Annotated in this window: 16 protein-coding genes; 2 read left to right on the top strand and 14 right to left on the bottom strand. The window is 58.1% G+C overall.

All coding sequences use genetic code 11. The features are described 5' to 3' along the window. Window positions 1–24: 24 nt before the first annotated feature. The 10 genes from CU103_RS29235 to CU103_RS29190 all read right to left on the bottom strand — a co-directional run bounded on the left by CU103_RS29235 (window position 25) and on the right by CU103_RS29190 (window position 11,557). The gene (locus tag CU103_RS29235; protein ID WP_106667557.1) at window positions 25–2,283 is read right to left on the bottom strand and encodes a Mur ligase family protein; all 2,259 of its coding nucleotides are present in this window, start codon (window positions 2,281–2,283) and stop codon (window positions 25–27) included. A gap of 30 nt (window positions 2,284–2,313) precedes the next feature. Further along, on the bottom strand, window positions 2,314–2,700 hold the full coding sequence (locus tag CU103_RS29230; RefSeq protein WP_106667556.1) for a hypothetical protein: 387 nt from the start codon (window positions 2,698–2,700) through the stop codon (window positions 2,314–2,316). 43 nt (window positions 2,701–2,743) lie between these two features. After that, the gene (locus tag CU103_RS29225) at window positions 2,744–4,177 is read right to left on the bottom strand and encodes a Mur ligase family protein (protein ID WP_106667555.1); all 1,434 of its coding nucleotides are present in this window, start codon (window positions 4,175–4,177) and stop codon (window positions 2,744–2,746) included. Continuing rightward, window positions 4,177–4,995, bottom strand: a complete 819-nt coding sequence (locus tag CU103_RS29220) for an alpha/beta fold hydrolase (RefSeq protein WP_280954634.1) — start codon at window positions 4,993–4,995, stop codon at window positions 4,177–4,179. The genes CU103_RS29225 and CU103_RS29220 overlap by 1 nt, the downstream gene beginning before the upstream one ends. A gap of 102 nt (window positions 4,996–5,097) precedes the next feature. Next, entirely contained in the window at window positions 5,098–6,378 is a 1,281-nt protein-coding gene (locus tag CU103_RS29215) for an ABC transporter substrate-binding protein (protein ID WP_170117149.1), read from the bottom strand. A gap of 20 nt (window positions 6,379–6,398) precedes the next feature. Next, entirely contained in the window at window positions 6,399–7,244 is an 846-nt protein-coding gene (locus tag CU103_RS29210) for a carbohydrate ABC transporter permease (RefSeq protein WP_106667552.1), read from the bottom strand. Continuing rightward, the gene (locus tag CU103_RS29205) at window positions 7,241–8,194 is read right to left on the bottom strand and encodes a carbohydrate ABC transporter permease (RefSeq protein WP_106667551.1); all 954 of its coding nucleotides are present in this window, start codon (window positions 8,192–8,194) and stop codon (window positions 7,241–7,243) included. The genes CU103_RS29210 and CU103_RS29205 overlap by 4 nt, the downstream gene beginning before the upstream one ends. Beyond that, complete coding sequence (locus CU103_RS29200; RefSeq protein WP_106667550.1) at window positions 8,191–9,381, bottom strand: ABC transporter ATP-binding protein; 1,191 nt, start codon at window positions 9,379–9,381, stop codon at window positions 8,191–8,193. The genes CU103_RS29205 and CU103_RS29200 overlap by 4 nt, the downstream gene beginning before the upstream one ends. Continuing rightward, window positions 9,381–10,271: an endonuclease/exonuclease/phosphatase family protein gene (locus CU103_RS29195; RefSeq protein ID WP_146147892.1), complete on the bottom strand. Its 891-nt coding sequence runs from the start codon at window positions 10,269–10,271 to the stop codon at window positions 9,381–9,383. The genes CU103_RS29200 and CU103_RS29195 overlap by 1 nt, the downstream gene beginning before the upstream one ends. A 32-nt stretch (window positions 10,272–10,303) precedes the next feature. Further along, a complete protein-coding gene (locus CU103_RS29190; protein WP_106667548.1) occupies window positions 10,304–11,557 on the bottom strand; it encodes an ABC transporter substrate-binding protein in 1,254 nt (417 codons plus the stop codon). Window positions 11,558–11,778: 221 nt separating this feature from the next. Here CU103_RS29190 and phnF point away from each other — a divergent pair, with 221 nt between their 5' ends. Beyond that, the gene (gene phnF / locus CU103_RS29185; protein WP_106667547.1) at window positions 11,779–12,534 is read left to right on the top strand and encodes a phosphonate metabolism transcriptional regulator PhnF; all 756 of its coding nucleotides are present in this window, start codon (window positions 11,779–11,781) and stop codon (window positions 12,532–12,534) included. Between the two features lie 396 nt (window positions 12,535–12,930). Next, window positions 12,931–13,542: a recombinase family protein gene (locus CU103_RS29180; protein ID WP_106667546.1), complete on the top strand. Its 612-nt coding sequence runs from the start codon at window positions 12,931–12,933 to the stop codon at window positions 13,540–13,542. A gap of 76 nt (window positions 13,543–13,618) precedes the next feature. Here the strand turns inward: CU103_RS29180 and CU103_RS29175 are convergent, their stop codons facing one another. From CU103_RS29175 to CU103_RS29160, 4 genes are read right to left on the bottom strand one after another with little or no spacing between them, the layout of a single operon-like run. Beyond that, a complete protein-coding gene (locus CU103_RS29175; protein WP_106667545.1) occupies window positions 13,619–14,449 on the bottom strand; it encodes an ABC transporter permease in 831 nt (276 codons plus the stop codon). Continuing rightward, the gene (locus CU103_RS29170; RefSeq protein WP_106667544.1) at window positions 14,446–15,414 is read right to left on the bottom strand and encodes an ABC transporter permease; all 969 of its coding nucleotides are present in this window, start codon (window positions 15,412–15,414) and stop codon (window positions 14,446–14,448) included. The genes CU103_RS29175 and CU103_RS29170 overlap by 4 nt, the downstream gene beginning before the upstream one ends. Beyond that, complete coding sequence (nikE, locus tag CU103_RS29165) at window positions 15,411–17,078, bottom strand: nickel ABC transporter ATP-binding protein NikE (protein ID WP_106667543.1); 1,668 nt, start codon at window positions 17,076–17,078, stop codon at window positions 15,411–15,413. The genes CU103_RS29170 and nikE overlap by 4 nt, the downstream gene beginning before the upstream one ends. Beyond that, window positions 17,079–18,662, bottom strand: a complete 1,584-nt coding sequence (locus CU103_RS29160; RefSeq protein ID WP_106667542.1) for an ABC transporter substrate-binding protein — start codon at window positions 18,660–18,662, stop codon at window positions 17,079–17,081. Between the last annotated feature and the right edge of the window lie 141 nt (window positions 18,663–18,803).

Raw genomic sequence — 18,803 nt, 5'->3', positions numbered from 1 at the left:
AGAGGGAGACTCTCCGACAGGCGCCTATCTTTGCGAGGAACGACGCCGAGCCACCACCCAGAGCCTTTGCCCGTCAAGATTTGTTTCTTCGAGCGCGGCGTTATCGGCGATAGCCAGGACGTCGAATCCGGCGCGATCCAGCCAGCCTTGGAATTCGATGGGCATCATGAGCCGGATCTCGACTTGTTCTTCCGAGACCGGCTTCCCATCTCGGCGCCATATTCGCTTCAGGACGAGGCGTGAGTTTCGCCGGTTGATCGTTCCGGTTGCTTCGCCGAGGTAGACACCGTCGTCCGCCCGTGCACCCACCGATAGGTCTTCCGGTTTGACGGCCCCTGCCAGCACCGCGGCACCGTTCAAGACGTGGATCACCAACAAACCGCCCGGCCGGGTAAGTCGGGCTATCGTGCCGAGCGTCGCCTCTACGTCGGCGTCGGTAAGAGCATGCGCGAAGACAGATCCAAGCGATATGACAGCGTCGAAGGTCTCGTCCAATGCGAGACTGCGCATATCGCCGAGCGAAACGTTGGCGTCCGGGCAGCGTGCCTGGGACGCTGCCACCATTGTCGGCAGGATATCGACGCCCCACGCACTTGCCCCGCTCCCCTGAAACAGTTCAAGTGCTCGTCCTGTGCCGCAGCCGATGTCAAGCACCTTTTCAAGCTGACCGTCGGCATGTGTCTTGACGATCTCAAGACTTTGCTGCGCCCATTCCAGGGCTTGCGGATAAAGCTGGTCGTACCAGTCCGCACTACGGTAGATGACGCTGGGCGCGGCCTCGGTTGCGAGAGCCGGCTTGTCTTGTACAGTCATCATGATCTCATTTGATGGTTTGGTTGAGTGGTGAACGGGCTTCAGCCCCGGCTGAATAGCTCTTTCGATGATCTGCTTTAGATGAGAGGGAAGGTTGTAGAAGAGTGGTGCCACTAGGACCTTGCCGATCGGCGCTGCATGCGAGACAGCCTTGGCCAAGGCAGCTTCGAAATCATGTGCGACGTCGACCAACAGTTGCGTCTGCCGTTCGTTTCTCAGCATTTCTTGGATCACTCGCCCGCCGTCGCCATAGAGAACGACCGCCTTCGCCTTGCGGCCCAGCGCTGCACAGTAAAGCTGGACATCCGCCTTCTCCAGGTCGCTGCTGACGCATTGCTCCCCGCCCGGTGCGATCAAAGCCCCGCCGGAAACGACGATAACGTCGTCGAATGCAAATGCTTCGAGGCCCAACAGGGCCTTCTTCGGGCTAAGCGCGATCGTATCGTCGTGAATAGCGACCGAACCTACATGTCCGACAACCAGACCTCGTTGCGGAAGACCTTTGAACCCTCGCAAAGCGATCGCAATACTTTTGAGGCGTACTCCGGCTGCAATGCCTGCGGCGGTTGCCGCCAAAGCGTTCGGAATGTGATGGCGGGGCATCGAAAGGTCGCTCACCGCGCAAACCTCGCTTGTGCCTTCCCCGGAACGCGCCATGATTGAACCATTTGACACAAAGACATCGGCCTCAGGGACGTCAGTCATGCTAAAGTAGACCGTGCGCCCCTTAACGATCGGAGCAAAGCGCGTCCTGACAACTTCGTTGTCGTAATTCAGCACGGCGACGTCATCGGCGCCTTGAAAAGACAGGAGACGCATTTTAGCGTCGCAATAGGCATCGAAGGAGCCGTGCCAATCCTGATGATCTGCGAACAAGTTGGTAACGACCGCGATGTGCGGGGTTGTGCTGACATATTCGAGATGATGGCTCGTCAGCTCGACCACTCTCCAGGTGTCGTCGTCAAGCGAAGGCAGGGACGCAAGTATGGCGTGCCCAGGACCGGATGGCGTGAAGCGATCGTCCGTCGAAGCGCGTGCAGACAGTCCACCCGCCCGGAGCACTGCGCTAATAAGATAGGTCGTCGTCGTCTTTCCTGCCGAGCCTGTGACGCCAATCGTTTTGTTTGGTTGGGATTTTACGATCACTTCAGCGAGGCTCGAGAGCGTCAAATTCCGCTTTCGCGCTTCTTCGATCAACGCTGAGCGTGGAGAGGTGAACAGGTCGACGAACATCGTCTTCGCGTCGCCAAAATCCGGCTCCTTAGTTTCGCCCCGTTCGATGAGTGTCACTCCCGCGGTCACCAGCTTTGCGATCCGGGAAGGCTCCTGTTGGTGTTGATCGGACGCAAGAACGCTGACTTTCCGTGCTGTTTGCTTGAGGAAGTCAGCAAGTCCCAAGGCGTCGTCGCTCAGTCCATCGACCAGGACGCTTTGAGTCGAAAGCCAGGCGAATTTTGATTGGTCAGGCATTATCCCACTTTCTGATTGGATTGTTGCTCATCACGGGCGACCGCTATTCAGTTGTTCACATGTCCGAGAGGCTACCGCCTCAAACAGGACATCCCGGCAACGATTTCCAGACTTCGGGCTCTGTGGTCTGTCCTTTTTTCCCCCTGGAGGGGGGAACCTCTCTGCAAAAGCCTCGTCTTGGCTGCGGATGGCGCCGCCGAGCACCACCCATAGCCTTTGCCCATCGAGATTCGTTTCCGCGTCGTCTTCGGCGACAGCGAGAACCTCGAAACCGGCGCGATCCAGCCAGCCGTGGAATTCGATAGGCCTCATAAGGCGGATCTCTGCCCCGCTGTCCGGAAAGAGGTTTTCCGTCGCGTCGCCATTGCCGCTGAGCCCATTCCTTCGCTTGAGGATAAAGCCGGTCGTACCAATCATCGATATTCCTCTTGGCTTCTGGAAGACGGTCGTTTTTTGAGCGTCAGCTCTGCGGCTGAACTGCTCGTTCGATGATCTGCTTCAAATCGGCCGGACGGTTGTAGAAGACCGGGGCGACTAATACCCTGCCGTTTGGATCCGCCTGCGATACCGCCTGAGTCAGCGCGGCTTCGAAGTCTGGTGCGACCTCGACGGTCAAGCGCTGCTGCCCGTCCTTCTCCAGCATCTTGAGAATGACTTCCCCGCCGTCACCGTAGAGGACAACCGCTTTCGCTTTGCGACCAAGCTCGCGGCAGTAAAGCTGGAGATCAGCCTTCTCCAGATCGCTGCTGACGCGCTGTTCCCCGCCTGGTGAGACCATCGCCCCGCCGGAAACGACGACGACGTCGTCGAATGCAAAGGCTTCCAGCCCTGAGAGTGCCTTTTTCGGGTTGAGGGCGATCGTATCGTCGTGGATAGCGACCGAACCGACATTCCCGACGACCTGCCCCCGCTGCGGAAGACCAGCAAATGTCCGCAAGGCGCTCGCTATGCTTTCGAGCCTTGCCCCGGCCGCGATGCCCACTGCAGTCGCTGCCAAGGCATTCGAAATGTGATGACGCGGCATCGAAAGGTCGCTTACAGCGCAAAGCTTGCTCGCTCCCTGAGCGGCGGATCGGACCAGGATCGCACCGTTCGACACGAAGACGTCCGCATCGCTGGCATCAGTCTTGCTGTAGAAGACCGTACGTCCCTTGACGATCGGAGCGAAGTCCGACCTGACGATCAGGTCGTCGTAGTTCAGCACAGCGACGTCGTTGATGCCTTGGAACGACAGCAGCCGTTTTTTGGCGTCACGATAGGCATCGAACGATCCGTGCCAATCCTGATGATCGGCGAACAGGTTGGTAACGACCGCGATGTGCGGGCTCGTGCTGACGTATTCGAGATGATGGCTCGTCAGCTCGACGACCCTCCAGGCGTCGTCACCAAGAGAAGGCAGAGATGCGAGCATGGCGTGGCCAGGACCTGACGGCGTGAAGCGATCGTCCGTCGAAGCGCGTGCAGACAGTCCGGCGGCCCGGAGAACTGCGCTAATCAGGTATGTCGTCGTCGTCTTTCCTGCCGAGCCAGTGACGCCGATCGTTTGGTCCGGCTGGGATTTGACGATCACCTCCGCAAGGGACGAAAGCGTTAAATTCCGCTTTCGTGCCTCTTCGACCAACGCCGAGCGTGGAGACGTGAATAGATCGACGAATATCGTGTCCGCATCGCCGAAATCCAGCTCCTTGGCCTCGTCCCGTTCGATGAGTGTTGCTCCCGCGGCCACCAGCTTGGTGATCCGGGAAGGCTCCCCTTGGTGTTGATCGGACGCAAGAACGCTGACTTTCCGGGCCGTTTGCAGGAGGAAGTCCGCAAGTCCCAGAGCGTCGTCGCTCAGTCCATCAACCAGGACGCTTTGCGTCTCAAGCCAGCCGAATTTAGATTGGTCAGGCATTATCCCACTTCCCAATTGGATTGTTGTTCATCGCGGGCATGTTTCCCGTGATGTAATTGTTGCGCCAAGGCGGAGGCTTCGCCGTCGATCCAGCGCGTGATGATCTCCGCCACTTCTTGCGGGCGTTCGACGAGCGCGAGATGACCCGCATCGATGACCTCGAACTGGCCACGCAACCGGCACGCCATTTCTCCAGGACCTACTCCAGACGGTCCCCCGTTGAGTGGTATCGTTATGTCTTGGGAGCCCGCGATCACGAGCGTCGGCCGGACAATCCGTTCCAAGACGGCGGACATATCCACATCTGTTCTGGGGCCGCCGCTCGGCGTGCGCAAATGGGCGGCGTGCATCGTCTCCGCGATGCGATGCAGCAGTGCAATGCCTTCGCCTGCTTGCGCGGATTCGAGGTAGCCTCGCGAAAAGAACATGAATGTATACCAAGCGAGGAGCGCCTCCGGGTCGGAGGCATCCGTCAGCGCCGCACGGATGCGTCTGCGCAGACGATCGGCGTCGTCAGGGCGCGCATGAATGCAGCTCAATATCAGATGGTCCACGCGCTCCGGATACTTTGCAGCGAACTCCAGTGCGACGAGCCCGCCGGCCGACGACCCGTGAAGGCTAACCCGATCAATTCCAAGCGCATCGAGAAGTTCGATCGTATCGTCCGCCCAGTCGACCAGTCGATCGGGCATCGGATCCGAAGCACTGTCACCAACACCTCGAAGATCGAAATCCAGAACCTGAAATTGCTCGGCCAATATCGGGCTCAGCAAAGCAAAGTGACTTCTGCCGACTGTGCCACCGTGTAGGTGGCACATGGTCGGGCCTTGGCCGCGGAGCTCATAAAAGAGCTCCGCGCGCGATATTTTGATGGTTGGCAAGTGTCTTCTTCTTCTTCTTGGTTTGCGTCTGATGCCGACTTAACGGGGAAGCAGCGCCTGAACGTCTTTCACCATCTTGTCGAGGGCGTCGTCCGGCTCCAGCTTTAGAGACACCACGCTCTGCAGGTCGTCATTGATCGCAGTATTGATCTTCACTGCATTATCGCCAGGGAAGGTGTACCAGTCGCCGAGATCGGACAATTGCTGGGTCGTGGCGAGCTGGTTAGGATTGTCCTGGTAGAATTTACCGAGAAGAGCAGGATCCTTGATCGCCTTCTCGTTGTTCGGCAGGCTACCCGTTAACTTCACCATCATCGTTTGCCCTTTCGGCCCCGTTACGAACTTGAGATAGTCCCAGGCGGCTGCCTGCTTGGCCGGATCGCGTGTAAAGATGACTGCCGTACGTCCACCGGTCGGAAGCTTGCCATTGGCGGAGATCGGCCACGGTCCGACAAGAACCTTGAAACGGTCGCCGGAGAGCTTCTGGAACTGGGACAGATTGGAGCTCGCACCCGCCAAAATGCCGACCGTGCCGGCGCCGAACGCCTGATAGGCCTGATCGCGGGACATGTCCTTCATGCCGCCATCGGTTACGAACTGCTTCAGCAGCTTCATCGCGGAAAGGCCTTCCGGGCCATTGAACGCGATCGTCGTGTTGTCTGGCTTCATCATCTGGCCACCTAGTCCGCGGATTATGGCCTGGAAGGTGAATGCCCCGCTCGACGCATAATCGAAGTAACCGCCCATAGTGCCTGCGTCCTGGGCCTTAATGCCCTTGGCCAGCTCAACGATTTCCGGCCAGGTTTTGGGCAGTTTTTCTGGATCACCACCCGCCTTTTTGAGCAAGTCAGAATTGTAGAAGACTGCCGGAGCGGATGACTGGAAGCCGAGGCCGTAAGTCACGCTGCCAATTCGACCCACGGACTTGGCACCCTCGGTCAAGCCGAGCGAGTTGAATTCGGGATCTTTCTCGATCATAGGATCGAGCGGCACGAGCAAGCCGCGTTGCTCGAGGATGGGTAGCAGATGATTGCCCTGGAACGATACGTCCGGCAGTCCGCCGGTGACAGCCGCCCGCAAGACCTGCTGCAGATGCTCTTCGTGTGTGCCGACAATCGGCTGAAGCGTTGTGATCTTGACGTTCGGATGCGTCTCTTCGAACTTCTTAGCCAACGCATCGAAAAGTTCGCTATAGGGCCCATACGAGAACGAGATGGTGAGATTCACAGTCTCGCTTGCTTGTGCGTTGGGCGATATTGATGCGCAGGAAATTATACCCAGGGTTGCGGCTGTAAGAAGGTTGCGCCATTTCATGTTCATGATCCAGTTTTCCTTTTTGATTACTTGACTGCTCCGCCGGTCAGTCCTTCGACGAACCATTTCTGAGCGGAGAGAAACGCGATGATGAGAGGTGCGACGACGATCGTGGATGCTGCCATGAGCGGACCATAGTCGTTTCCGGCCTCCTCGTTCTTGAATGCCATGATGCCGAGCGGCGGCGGCATAAGGTTCTGGTCGCGCACTGCGATGAGCGGCCAAAAAAGACTGTTCCAGTGACCGACGACGGAGAAGATGCCAAAGGCGATGATCGCCGGCAGGGCCATCGGCACCATGATTTTCCAGACTATTCCCAGTTCAGACAGGCCGTCGAGGCGGGCAGCATGTACGACATCGTCGGGGATGGTCTTGAAGAACTGCCGGAACAGAAAAATGCCGAAGGGCGACACGATGTATGGGAAGATCAGCGCCCCATAGGTGTTGAGAATGCCGATCTGATAGCCGAGAATGAACAACGGTAGCGAAAGCACCTCATGCGGTAGGATAAGCGCGATCAGCACCATGGCGAAAAGGAGATTCTTGCCGGGAAAGTCGAGCTTGGCGAGCGCATAGGCGGCCGGCGCACAGACGATCACCTGAAGGATCACGATCGAGCCGCAGACGATGATGCCGTTCAGCATGTATTGTGGAAGTGGTGCCTCGGTTAGCGCCCTGGTGTAGTTCTCGATGCCATAGAACTGCTGCGGCCAGAAGGAGAAGGAGGCGCGAAAGATCTCACCCGGCGGCTTGATCGATAGGGACACCATCCAGACGAAGGGGATGAGGATCAGCGCGCCAGTGATCAGCAGCACAGTATGGCGGGTAATGGCGGCCGGGACGGTCAGGCCGCGTGGTTCGGATGTGCTCATTGGTAGTGAACCTTTTTGTCCATCACACGCGCCTGGATCAGGGTCAACGCAACGACAATGATCAGGAAGACGACAGCGACGGAGGAACCGTAGCCAGTGCGCAGATACTGGAAGCTCTCGCGGTACAGCGTGTAGAGCAGCATCTCGGAAGAATGGCCGGGGCCGCCCTGGGTCAGGACCTGCACAGTGTCGAATGTCTCGAAAGCTCTGAGCGCCACGACGATGAAGACAAACATGGTGACGGGCCCGAGCATCGGCAGAGTGACGGTGCGAAGCCGATCGAGCCACATATCGGCGCCGTCGATATCAGCGGCATCATAAAGATCTTGCGGGATGGACTTCAGCCCCGCCAGGAACAATACCATCGCATAGCCAAGGTTCTGCCAGATGCCGATGGCGGCCAGCACCGACAGGACGGTATCTTCGTCGCGCAGCCAGTTGGCGGTAGGGATCCCGAGGGTGACGAGCGTCTGGTTGATCAGTCCGATGGTGGGATGGAGCAGCGCCTCCCAGGCGATCGCCATGGCGGTCAGCGTCGCCATGAAGGGCAGGAAGTGGATAGCGCGGTAAAAGGTGCGCATCGACTTGCCGCTTTCGATCAAGAGCGCGATCGCAAGCCCGAGGATGATCGTGCCAGGCACGACGATCACGACATAGAGGATCGTGTTGACGAACGAGGCGCGGAAGCCCTCGTCGGCGAAGACTTCCTTGAAGTTGCTGAAGCCGACGAAGGAGAGCGTGCTGGCACCGAACTGCCAGTCGGTCAGCGCAATGGCGAAAACGGCAAAGACCGGCAGGAAGAACAAGGTGACGAGGAAGACGAGCGCGGGACCGGCAAGCGACCAAGCCGTAAAGGTCTCGGCGATCCGATGGCGTTGCAGAGCTTTCCGCGCGCCATTGGACGCAATCGCACCGGTCTCAGCTGCCGTTGTGGAAGCAGCAAGGCTCATAGCACGCGTTCCTTCAGCGGCAGGACATTGGCATTGGCCGTGATATCCGGAGTGGGCGAGCTGGGCCGAATGCGCATGCCGTCGGCCGCAAACAACAACAGCCTGTCGGGTCTGACGCCGAGATGCAGCGTCTGACCTTCGCCGATATGTTGCGCTCGCTCCGCTAAAAGACGGGCAATGATCGGTGCGCCGGATCCCAGCACATCGAGATGGACGAAGAGATCCGAGCCCATGTGCTCGACAAGTTTGATCGACCCCGTCAGGGTGTTTGGGCCGTGTTTTTCGGCAAGTACGAAAGCTTCGGGGCGTATGCCGATCCCAATCTGGCTGCCTAACTCGATCCCCTTCGGAATGGAAAACACCGTCCCGGCGGTCATGGCGATGCCTGTTTCTTCGACGATCCCATCGAGAATGCTGATCTTCGGCGAGCCGATGAATTCGGCGACACGTCGGTCTGTCGGGTCTGCATAGATCTCCTGGGGCGGAGCGACTTGCAGGAGTTCTCCGTCGAGCATCACTGCTACCCGGTCCGACATAGTCATGGCTTCCGACTGATCGTGGGTGACATAGACAAACGTGACGCCGAGGCGCTTGTGCAGTTCCTTGATCTCGGCGCGCATCTGCACCCTGAGCTTGGCGTCAAGATTCGACAGCGGCTCATCCATCAGGAAGACGGCCGGCTGGCGTACCATGGCGCGGCCGACGGCCACGCGCTGGCGCTGACCACCGGACAACTGCCCCGGCTTGCGGTCGAGAAGATGGCCGATGCCGAGCGCTTCGGCGGTCCGTCTGACATCCTCGTCGATCCGCTCGGTGACTGCCTTCGTCCCGGGCAGAAATTTGCCAGCCATGGGCAGCCGCTGCAGTGACGACAGCCGGCGCATCCGCAACGGCAGCGCCATATTAGCCGCCACCGTCATATGCGGGTAGAGCGCATAGGACTGAAACACCATCGCCACATCGCGGCTCTTCGGACGCACACCGTCGACCACCCGGTCGCCGATCGACAGCGAACCGCTCGTCTGCACGTCCAGGCCGGCCAGTATCCGGAGCAACGTCGACTTCCCGCACCCAGACGGCCCAAGCAATGTGAGAAATTCCCCATCGGCAATGGCCAGCGACACTTCGCGCAAAACCGAGGTCGCACCGAAGGATTTTGCGACCTTATCGATAAGAATTCCTGCCATTACTTACCGCCTTCATGCGAGGGCTCGGATCTGATGATGACTTTCAACGGCTGGTGGTCTGATGCCTCGCAGTCAGCAAGGACCTGTGCACTTTCCACCCGGTCTGCTATATCGGCCGACAGAAAACAGAGATCGAGGCGTTCACCGGTCTTGGCGGCGAAATCGACGTAATAGGTAGCGCCCGGATCGTTCTCGGTCCCTTCAACAGATGGCGACGAGGCCTGATTGCAGATCGACCAGGCATCGACCAGCCTCTCGCCCTCGGTTCCAGCTGACGCGGACGTCAGGGACCTATATTCGTCGCTCCCCGGCCTGATGTTCAAATCGCCGAGGATAATGGCAGAGGCGGGGATCTTGGTCGGCTGATCTTCTTCGAACCACGTCTCATCATAATGGCTCCCCGAAATTGGCGCGCCTTCTTCCTGCGATGACCTATAGATATCGAGGAGGCGGCAGATCTGCTTGACGCTGTCGGTCGATACGACATGTGTGGCAAACACCCTCAAGTCACCGAAGGGTCCGGCGACGATCGCCTCCAAAACCCCACATTGCAGTCCCAATTCGTCAGGCGGAGCAGATTTGGGAAGTGCGTGGCGTTTGATGCTCGAAATTGGGAAGCGTGACAGCAGCAGATTGCCATATTGGCGACGTGTCGTCGGGGTCTTCCATAAATCGATCACCGGATGCCACGCATGGAAGTGCTTAGGCAAGGCGGCAGTAATCAAATCGACCTGCGAGACATTCCCTGACCGCTGCCAAAAGTTATCGACTTCCTGAAGCGCAACGATATCGACTTCTCGAATGACCTCAACGATACGGTCGACATTCACCTTCTCATCCCGCCCGATCGCGGAGTGAATGTTGAAAGTCATTACGCTGATATTGCTCACGTGGCTGTTCCGTTCTGGAATTTGCAGAGAAATCACTTCGAAAGCAGAGCGCTGACGTCTTTGACCATCGCCGACATCGTAGCGTCCGCAGTTGCTTTTCCTCGCATCAGCTCCGCCAAGTGATCATTGATCACGGTTGTGATCTTGATGGAGTTGTCACCGGGGAATGACTGAAACCGCGTGAGGATCGGCATTTGCATCGCCGCCGTCGTATAATTTGGATGCGAGGCGTAGAAGTTCCCCAGAAGTTCCGGATCCTCGATGGCCTTGGAATTTAACGGAATGTAGCCTGACTTGAGCGCAACTATCGTTTGACCGACAGGCCCCGATACGAACTTGATATAATCCCAGGCAGCTTTCTGCTTGGAAGGGTCTTTCGTCAGGATCATCGCGCAGTTTCCACCGGCAGGAAGCCGCGCGTTTGCCGTCTCCATCGGGAATGCGCCGGTCGCCAACTTGAAGTGTCCCTCAGCCTGCTGTTCGAACTGCGGCAGATAACTGCTGCTCGCGATCATAATACCGAGGCCCCCTGCAGTGAACGTCTGCAAAGCCTGGCTGGTGCTCATGTCAATCTGGCCTGCATCGCGGAAACCCGACAGAGTCTGTAGAGCCTTTCGGCCGGCATCGCTGTTGAAGCCGGTGCGTCCGTCGGCGTCGATCATTTGCCCTCCAAAGCTCGTCAAGAGAGCCTGAAATGTCCAGTTGCCAGTATTTGCATAGTCCAGGAACACGCCCTGCGTGTCAGTGTTCAGTTTCCGAATGTCGCGAGCCAGCTCCAGAATGCCGTTCCAATCCGTCGGAAGCGCATCCTTGCTGTGACCGGCCTTCCCGACGAGGTCGAGATTGTAATAAACGATCGGTGCGGAGGTGGCGAAGGGCAGGCCGTAGGGCTTGCCGTCGACCGCACACATATCGAGACTGGATTTGGAATAGCCCTGCGACGCCATGTCGGTATCGCCCGAGATGAATTTGTCGAGCGGTATGGCGAGCCCGCGTTGGACCGTCACGCCGACACGATTGTAGCCTTGGAATACGACATCGGGGACGTCGCCCACGACGGCCGACCGCAAAAGGGCTTGCGTCATGACGTCATAGTCAGATGGCACAGGGTCTTCTTGAAATTTCATGTCCCCGTGGGACTTCTGATAGCTGCTGTTTACGGCCTGATAGAGATCCACTGGTGTACTGTGCAGCAGACGTAACGTGGTCTCAGCAGCGTTTACCGAGCTACATCCGGCAAAGCCTATTGCAACCGAAATACCAAGCAATCTCGCGGCGGTGTTCATTTCGGATTTCCTTGTCAGTTCTGGCAAAGCCAAAGTAAGTTGTTGCGAGTTCGGTCGCGATACCGCTAGCCTTTAACGACAGTTCTGTGACAGGCGCATGTCTGCAAAATGAACGCCTCTTGAAACATCGCAGATGTCGGGCTTGGTTGTCTGTTGGGGTGAATTGACAGCCACGCGAAAGCCGCCGAAGAGAATTGTGACCAATTGTGAAGGAGGTTGCGATGGCGCCGAAAATCCTGCCGCCACTTGAACCGGGAGTGGTAGATCGAGCGCGCGCATTGCCTTTGTGGCGTCAAGTGCAACTGGAACTAGAGCGCGATATAAAAAAGGGCGAAATGGCAGCGGGCGAGCGGTTGCCAACGGAGGCAGACCTTGCGGTTCGGTTCAGCGTGCATAGGCATACGATCCGGCGAGCTTTGGATGCGTTGCGCGATAAGGACTTGATAAGGGTGGAGCACGGCCATGGCATTTACGTCCGAGAAAACACGATTGCGCACGCAATCACTCCAAACGCGCGCTTAAGTGCAACAGTTCGCCAGCTGAGCCAAAGCGCTGATAGGAAAGTACTCGGATCTGAAAAGGTCAACGCAGATCTGCTGGTTTCGCGTGCTCTTAATATTCGGAACCGCTCACTGGTGCGGCAGATTGACCTTCTCGACTTTATAAACGGAGTTCCCGTTTCCCTATCGGCGATGTATTTTGTTCTGCCGCGGTTCAGCGGAATTGAAAAACACATCACCGCAACTGGATCTATAACGACCTCATTTGCTAAGCTTGGAGTCGATAAATATCAACGAAAAGAAACGAGATTGAGCGCTCGCTTACCTACCCGGGAGGAGGCTGAGCTACTGGTTCAACCACGAAGTTTACCGATCATGACGATCTTGAGCGTCGACGTGGATGATCACGGAGTTCCAATCGCATATTGTCAATCGTGCGTCTCAACTCGTTGGATCGAGCTGGTTGTAAGGTTCTAAGGGCCATCGCTCCGCTAGGGCTTCGTATCCTTGCTGTCCGTTTTTTGGGCGAACCGAGGAGGATTCCGTAGCGGAAATCACTGCATCAACCGCGGCTTAGATTTGTGGATGTGACCCCTGAACGGGTCGAAAAGCTCAGAATGTCCCAGACAGCCGCTTTCCGGACGCTGCTTCTCTGTTGTTGGTTCAATAGCCTCTGTCACTCGCTTCATGGGGCATCGTGGGAACCTCTGCGATAATACCCGCTAAGGATTTGCTTGGGTTACGGAAAACAGGTGATTGTCGTCACCCGGCAGGCGGCCTTGCGAAACCGTCAAACCACCCCGCTATTTTGCGCGACAAACCCTGTCGGATTGTGGCAGTGTACGAAAACGTCCAATTCGAGGTTTGCCGTACATGCTCATTGGCTACATGCGTGTTTCGTCCGCCGACGAACGTCAGTCGGCCGACCTGCAGCGCGATGCGCTCATCGCTGCCGGTGTCGACGAACGTCATCTCCATCACGATAAAGCCTCCGGCGCTCGCGACGATCGTCCGGGGCTGAAGGCCTGCATGAAGGAGCTTCGATCCGGCGACGTCGTGGTGGTGTGGAAGCTCGATCGCCTTGGACGTTCCCTGTCACATCTGATCCGGATCGTCGACGAGATGAAGGAGCGTGGCGTCGCTTTCCGCTCGCTGACCGAGCAAATGGATACCACCACGCCGCATGGGGAGTTCCTATTCAACATCTTTGGCTCACTCGCTCAATACGAGCGGGCCCTGATAGCGGAGCGGGTGACCGCAGGGCTCGCAGCAGCCCGACGGCGCGGGCGCAAAGGCGGTCGGCCACCCTCACTGGACTCCGAGAAGATCGAACAGATCATCGCAGCTCTTGACGGAGGCGCCAGCAAGGCCTCGGTATGTCGCAGCTTCAAGGTGCCGCGATCGACACTCATCGACACACTGGAGCGCGTTGGTTGGACCGGGGCCGGAACAGACGCACCAAAAGCCAAGCGCGCGCCCGTATGAAAACAGTCTGCTTGACCTACTGAAGACGTGAAATCGTCTTCTGAAATCGACACGGTCCCGCCGGCGGAAAATAGCTTCAATCCACGCCGACACGATCACGAGCCCAGTCACCCAGCATGGAGATGGAGATCGTGGCCAGCAAAATGACTGACGCCGGCAAGAGGACGACCCATGGCGCGTTGTAGAGTTGTCCGCGGCCCTCACCGATCAGGACGCCTAGGGACGTGTCTGGCGGCTGGATGCCTATACCAAGGAAGCTCAATGTGGTTTCCAGCAGGATCGTTTGCGGGAAACTGAGCGACATGGTCACGAGCAGCACTGCCATGAAGTTCGGCAACACCGATCGCGTTACGATGCGGAACGCCGAGGCACCTATGACTTGCTGTGCCTGCACATAGGGTTGGTTTTTGGCATTCAGTGCGATGGCACGCGCCAGACGGGCATACCTGTCCCAACCATACATCGCCATGATAATTACGAAGGCCACGAAATTTGCCTCGGGCATAATGGTGACGAGGGCCAGAATCAGGATCAAATTGGGAATGGTGGCTTGGAAATCAACCAGAATGCCGACAAGGTTATCCAACAAGCCGCCCACCCAGCCCGACAACAGCCCCAGGGTTGTTCCGAAGATGGCTCCGCAGATCGTGCCGACCGCCGCGATGGTCAAAGAAATCTGGATGCCCCGCAAGATCAGCGAGAGCATGTCACGACCGAGGCGATCGGTCCCAAGCGGATAATCCCATGTGCCTCCCAGGAAGACCGGCGGCCTGAAGCGCGCAAGGAGGTTAATGTCGGCGACATTATGCGGAGACAATGGCGCGGCGAATATCGCAAGCAGAACAAACACCGCCACAATCAAGAAGGATGCCACTATCAGCAGAGGGAAGTTGCCTGACGGGCTCATGCGGCGCCCTCCGGCGAAGGAAGTTGGTCTGGTGAGCGGCGGTAGGCACGGCGATAATCGCGGATGCGTGGATCAATGAGCCCATAGGAAAGATCGGTCAGGAAATTCGCCAGGATCATCGTGCTGCCGGTCAAGAGCAGAACTGCCTCGACGACGGCATAGTCACGGCCCGCGACCGCTTCGATCAATAGCGTGCCGGCGCCCGGCCAACTGAACAGGTTTTCGATCACGGCTGCGAAGGTGACGACATTTCCGAATTCGAGCGCCGTAATGGTCACCAGGGGCAAGAGAACGTTCGGCAGAACGTGAACCCGCTGAACCAATCCGGTTGCCAGCCCGCTTGCCTTCGCCGTCTCAATCATCGGATGGCTCATCACTTCAACCATCGCCGAGCGCGTGAAGCGGGCAAAGATTGCGGCATAGACTGCGGAAATGCTGGCGACCGGCATGATATAGGAGGTCCAGTTGACATAGCCGCTTGGCGGAAGCCACCCGAGCCAGATGGAAAACACGTACATCAGGAAAATGCCGAGCAGGAACGGAGGAATGGCAAGTCCCATGACCGCGACCAGAATGGTGATACGATCCGCAAGACGTCCCTTGTTCATGGCAGCATAAAATCCGAGCGGAATGCCGATCACGATCGACAGAACAATGGAGGGAATTGCCAGTGACAGGGTCACGGGCACCCTGTCGAGGACAACTTCAAGGGCGGGGCGACCTGTCCGGTAGGACATGCCGAAATCAAAATGGGCCAGTCTTTCAAGGTAGATGAGGAACTGCTTCCAGATCGGCTCGTTGAGCCCCCACTTTTCCCGAAACGCCGCAATCGTGGCCAGGTCGACGTCGGGGCTGAACTTCTGCAAGGCCGGGTCGCCGCTTGCTGCCAGCGTAAAGAATGTGAACGTCAAAAGGAGAAGCAGCGTCAGGATCGCGCGGCCGCTGCGCAGGAGGAGCCAGTTCATGCCATTGCCTCAATCCTCGCGATTTGAACCCCCGCGAATGAAGGTAGTCTCGGGATAGCCGCGATGAGGTCCTGGGTGTAATCTGCGACGGGCTGCCGGAACAAGGCTTCCGTTTCGCCTTCTTCCACCAGTTCGCCTTGACGCATGACCGCCACCCGATCACACAGATGATCAATGACCGACAGGTCGTGACTGATGAACAGAATGGCGATGCCAAGCTTTTCGCGCAGATCCATGAGAAGGTCGAGAACGCGGGCCTGGATCGAGACGTCGAGCGCAGAAACGCTTTCGTCACAAATCAATACCTTTGGCTGAAGCGTCAGGGCCCGGGCAATGGTCGCTCTTTGGCGCTGGCCGCCCGACAAGCTCGCGGGTTTGCGAGAAAACAGCGCGTCCTCCAGCCTGGTCGCACGCATGAGTGCGCGTGCCCTGGCGTCCCTCTCACTCGCCTCTCCCAAGCGATGAACATCGAGTGGCATGCGCACTTGGCTCAAAATGCGCGCGGACGGGTCAAGCGCCCCGCGCGGGTCCTGGAAAATGTACTGGATGTCCCGCCTCCATTGCATTCTGGGCGCGTTCCAGTCGAGCCGCTCGCCATCGAGCATGACATTCCCGCTTATCGGCCGAGCGAGACCGACGGCCGTCTTGGCGAGCGTGCTCTTGCCGGAACCGCTTTCGCCGACCAGGCCGAGGATTTCGCCCCTTTTCAGAGTGAGGGAAACGTCTTTGACCGCGTCGACGTTGCTGCCGTCAGGGCGCTTGTACTGCACCTTCACAGCCTGAAACTCGAGAAGCTGGTGGCCACCGGCAATCGCCGGCGGAGCCGGGAAGGAATATTGGCCGAGTTCCCCGGGGACGGTTACCAGCCGCTCGCCGCGCACGGCGGGGCGCGGAATGGCCCGGATGAGATCCTGCGTATAGGGTGCCTTCGGAGCCGTCAGAACGGTTTTCACATCGCCGCTTTCAACGACTTGCCCCTGATGCATGACCAGAACCCGATCGCAAAGCTGATAGACGACGGCAAGATCATGCGTGACGAAGATTATCGCCATGTTTCGCTCGGCGCTCAGCGCCTTCAGGCGGCGCAAGATGCCCGCCTGTACGGTCACATCGAGCGCCGTCGTCGGTTCATCGGCAATCAGGAGTCTTGGGTTACGGGAAAGCGCGCAGGCGATCGCCACGCGCTGACACTGCCCGCCCGACAGCTGATGGGCATAAGTGTCAAGCAATGTGTTGGGCTCGTCGATGCCTGCTTGCCGCAGATAGATCGCCGGATCTTCCTTCGTCCGCAATCTCAGATGACGACGCACCGTCATCAGCGGGTCGAGGGCGCTCATCGGGTCCTGGAAGATCATGGCCATGTCCGCGCCGCGAAGCGGTGCCAACATACGTGGGGATGACAGGGACCGCGACTGCCCGTCGAAGATCATTTCGCCTCGGACGCGCGCAAAGTTCGGCAACAGGCCGGTAATCGCCCGGCAGGTGACGCTCTTGCCCGAGCCGCTCTCGCCGACGATGCCGAGAATTTCCCCAGGCATCAGATCGAACGAGATGCTGGAGAGGGTTGAGGTGGCGGTACCTGTCGAAAAACCTACTCCCAGCCCCTTTATGGACAAAAGGGGCTGGAGTGGAACGACGCCGGAGCTTTGATTGGCTTCAATCATCTACTTGAAGCTCACGCCTTCGGTGGTCAGATCGAGATATTCGGAAGGCAGCGGTTTCAGCTCGATGCGATCCTTTCGCACGCCCATGAACTGCGCCAGATCGTGCAGCATACCGCCATGGGGATCCTGCTCGAATTCATCTAGCATCTTGCCGAAAACCTCACGGCGACGCTTGATGTCGGTCGACGTCGTCAGTTCGTCACCGAGCTTCTGCATTTCAGGAGAAATCGTCCACCAACCTTGTTTGGTATAGCTGCTTTCCGGCCCGAAGCGACGCCAGAATTGGCCCAGGGGATCCGAATAATAACCGGTGAAGGAGGAATCGATGATGGCGCGGTCAGGCGTATCTTTCGTCGCCTGGTCCCAGTTTTCCTTCACTTCAAGCTTGATGTTGAACCCGACAGCCTTCCACATCGACTGGAGGATCTGCGCGGTTTCCAATTGCTTGGCGTAGTAGGTGGGCAGCGTGCGGTAGACGATCTCCTCACCGTTGTAGCCTGCTTCCTTCAAGAGCGCCCGGGCCTTTTCCGGATTGTATTCAGCAGCCGGACGGTCTGCCAAGTACAAGTCGCCGAACGAGGCCATTTGCCAGTCATGCGGTATGCCGACCCGGCCATTGTAAAGCGTCAGGACGAGCGTCTCGCGGTCGATCGAAAAATTGAGGGCCCTGCGGATGCGGGGATCGGAGATCGGGCTGCTTATGCAGTCGTAGAACAGTCCGCGGATATTGGCGACCGGACCACCGGCAACGCCGGTAGCGCTGTTCGCCTCGATCTGGGCAACCTCATCGGTTCCAATCTCGGTAATGATGTCGAACTGCCCGGAGAGAAGGCCGGCGACTCTGGTCGCAAGCTCGGGTACGGCCGTGAAGGTGACCGTGTCGGCCGCTGCCTTGGGGTTCCCCCAATATTTGTCAAACTTCTTGAGAACGACGTCCTTGCCGACCTCGTGACTGACGAGGCTATAGGGGCCCGTCCCGGCATCCATCGCCGTGAAATCCTGATAGGACTTGGCTTCCTTCAGCGCGGTTGCCGATATGATCTGCGAGGGGTAATAGGCAAAGCGGGAGAGGATGATGGCATCGCCCGTTTTCATTTGGAAGCGAACGGTCATATTGTCGACCACCTCGACCCTGTCGATGCCGCTGAGGAACGGGCGGGATTCGACTGGCACAGTCTTGTCAAGGCCGAGGCGCACGGGCGAGAAGGTCGCCACCACGTCCTTGGCGTCAAAGGTGTCGCCATTGTGGAAGACGACGTTCGGACGCAGCTTGAACTCGACGGTTTTGGCGTCGATCACCTTCCACTCTGTGGCAAGCCCCGGCACCAGCTTGTTGCCATTGCGAAAGTCGACCTTCACCAGCGTGTCGTAGAGTGAATACATCACGCGCAGATTGACGTTGGTGTTTTCCGAAACCGGGTCGTGGTTGTCGGGAATCTGTTGCACGGCAATCGTGAGATTCCTGCCGCCTGCCGTCGTTGATTGCGCGGCGGCATCCAGGGCCCCCAACGAGAATGAAGCCGCCATCATCGTTGACGCGGCGAGCGCCCGCAGAAGGGTTCTGCGTTTTACACCTTTGGACATTTTCGAGCTGCCTCCGTTGCTGTCGGACCCTTCATAGCGACCGTATGTGACAGTTTTATTGCAGGATGTTGCCCGCTTATGATGGCTATTGACCGTTTTGTGGAACTGCTGTATCAGGGGCCTCGAAAGCGAGTTGGCCCA

The sequence above is a fragment of the Phyllobacterium sophorae genome, assembly GCF_003010965.1.
In the GTDB taxonomy this organism is placed as follows: Bacteria; Pseudomonadota; Alphaproteobacteria; order Rhizobiales; family Rhizobiaceae; genus Phyllobacterium; species Phyllobacterium sophorae.
This window is presented reverse-complemented; position numbering and strand designations above follow the sequence as displayed.

Coding starts and splice junctions, on each gene's coding strand:
- CU103_RS29205 (WP_106667551.1), bottom strand. CDS start 8,194: ATGAGCCTTGCTGCTTCCACAACGGCAGCTGAGACCGGTGCGATTGCG.
- nikE (WP_106667543.1), bottom strand. CDS start 17,078: ATGATTGAAGCCAATCAAAGCTCCGGCGTCGTTCCACTCCAGCCCCTT.
- CU103_RS29230 (WP_106667556.1), bottom strand. CDS start 2,700: ATGATTGGTACGACCGGCTTTATCCTCAAGCGAAGGAATGGGCTCAGC.
- CU103_RS29170 (WP_106667544.1), bottom strand. CDS start 15,414: ATGAACTGGCTCCTCCTGCGCAGCGGCCGCGCGATCCTGACGCTGCTT.
- CU103_RS29220 (WP_280954634.1), bottom strand. CDS start 4,995: ATGTGCCACCTACACGGTGGCACAGTCGGCAGAAGTCACTTTGCTTTG.
- CU103_RS29160 (WP_106667542.1), bottom strand. CDS start 18,662: ATGTCCAAAGGTGTAAAACGCAGAACCCTTCTGCGGGCGCTCGCCGCG.
- CU103_RS29180 (WP_106667546.1), top strand. CDS start 12,931: ATGCTCATTGGCTACATGCGTGTTTCGTCCGCCGACGAACGTCAGTCG.
- CU103_RS29190 (WP_106667548.1), bottom strand. CDS start 11,557: ATGAACACCGCCGCGAGATTGCTTGGTATTTCGGTTGCAATAGGCTTT.
- CU103_RS29200 (WP_106667550.1), bottom strand. CDS start 9,381: ATGGCAGGAATTCTTATCGATAAGGTCGCAAAATCCTTCGGTGCGACC.
- CU103_RS29215 (WP_170117149.1), bottom strand. CDS start 6,378: ATGAACATGAAATGGCGCAACCTTCTTACAGCCGCAACCCTGGGTATA.
- phnF (WP_106667547.1), top strand. CDS start 11,779: ATGGCGCCGAAAATCCTGCCGCCACTTGAACCGGGAGTGGTAGATCGA.
- CU103_RS29235 (WP_106667557.1), bottom strand. CDS start 2,283: ATGCCTGACCAATCAAAATTCGCCTGGCTTTCGACTCAAAGCGTCCTG.
- CU103_RS29210 (WP_106667552.1), bottom strand. CDS start 7,244: ATGAGCACATCCGAACCACGCGGCCTGACCGTCCCGGCCGCCATTACC.
- CU103_RS29175 (WP_106667545.1), bottom strand. CDS start 14,449: ATGAGCCCGTCAGGCAACTTCCCTCTGCTGATAGTGGCATCCTTCTTG.
- CU103_RS29225 (WP_106667555.1), bottom strand. CDS start 4,177: ATGCCTGACCAATCTAAATTCGGCTGGCTTGAGACGCAAAGCGTCCTG.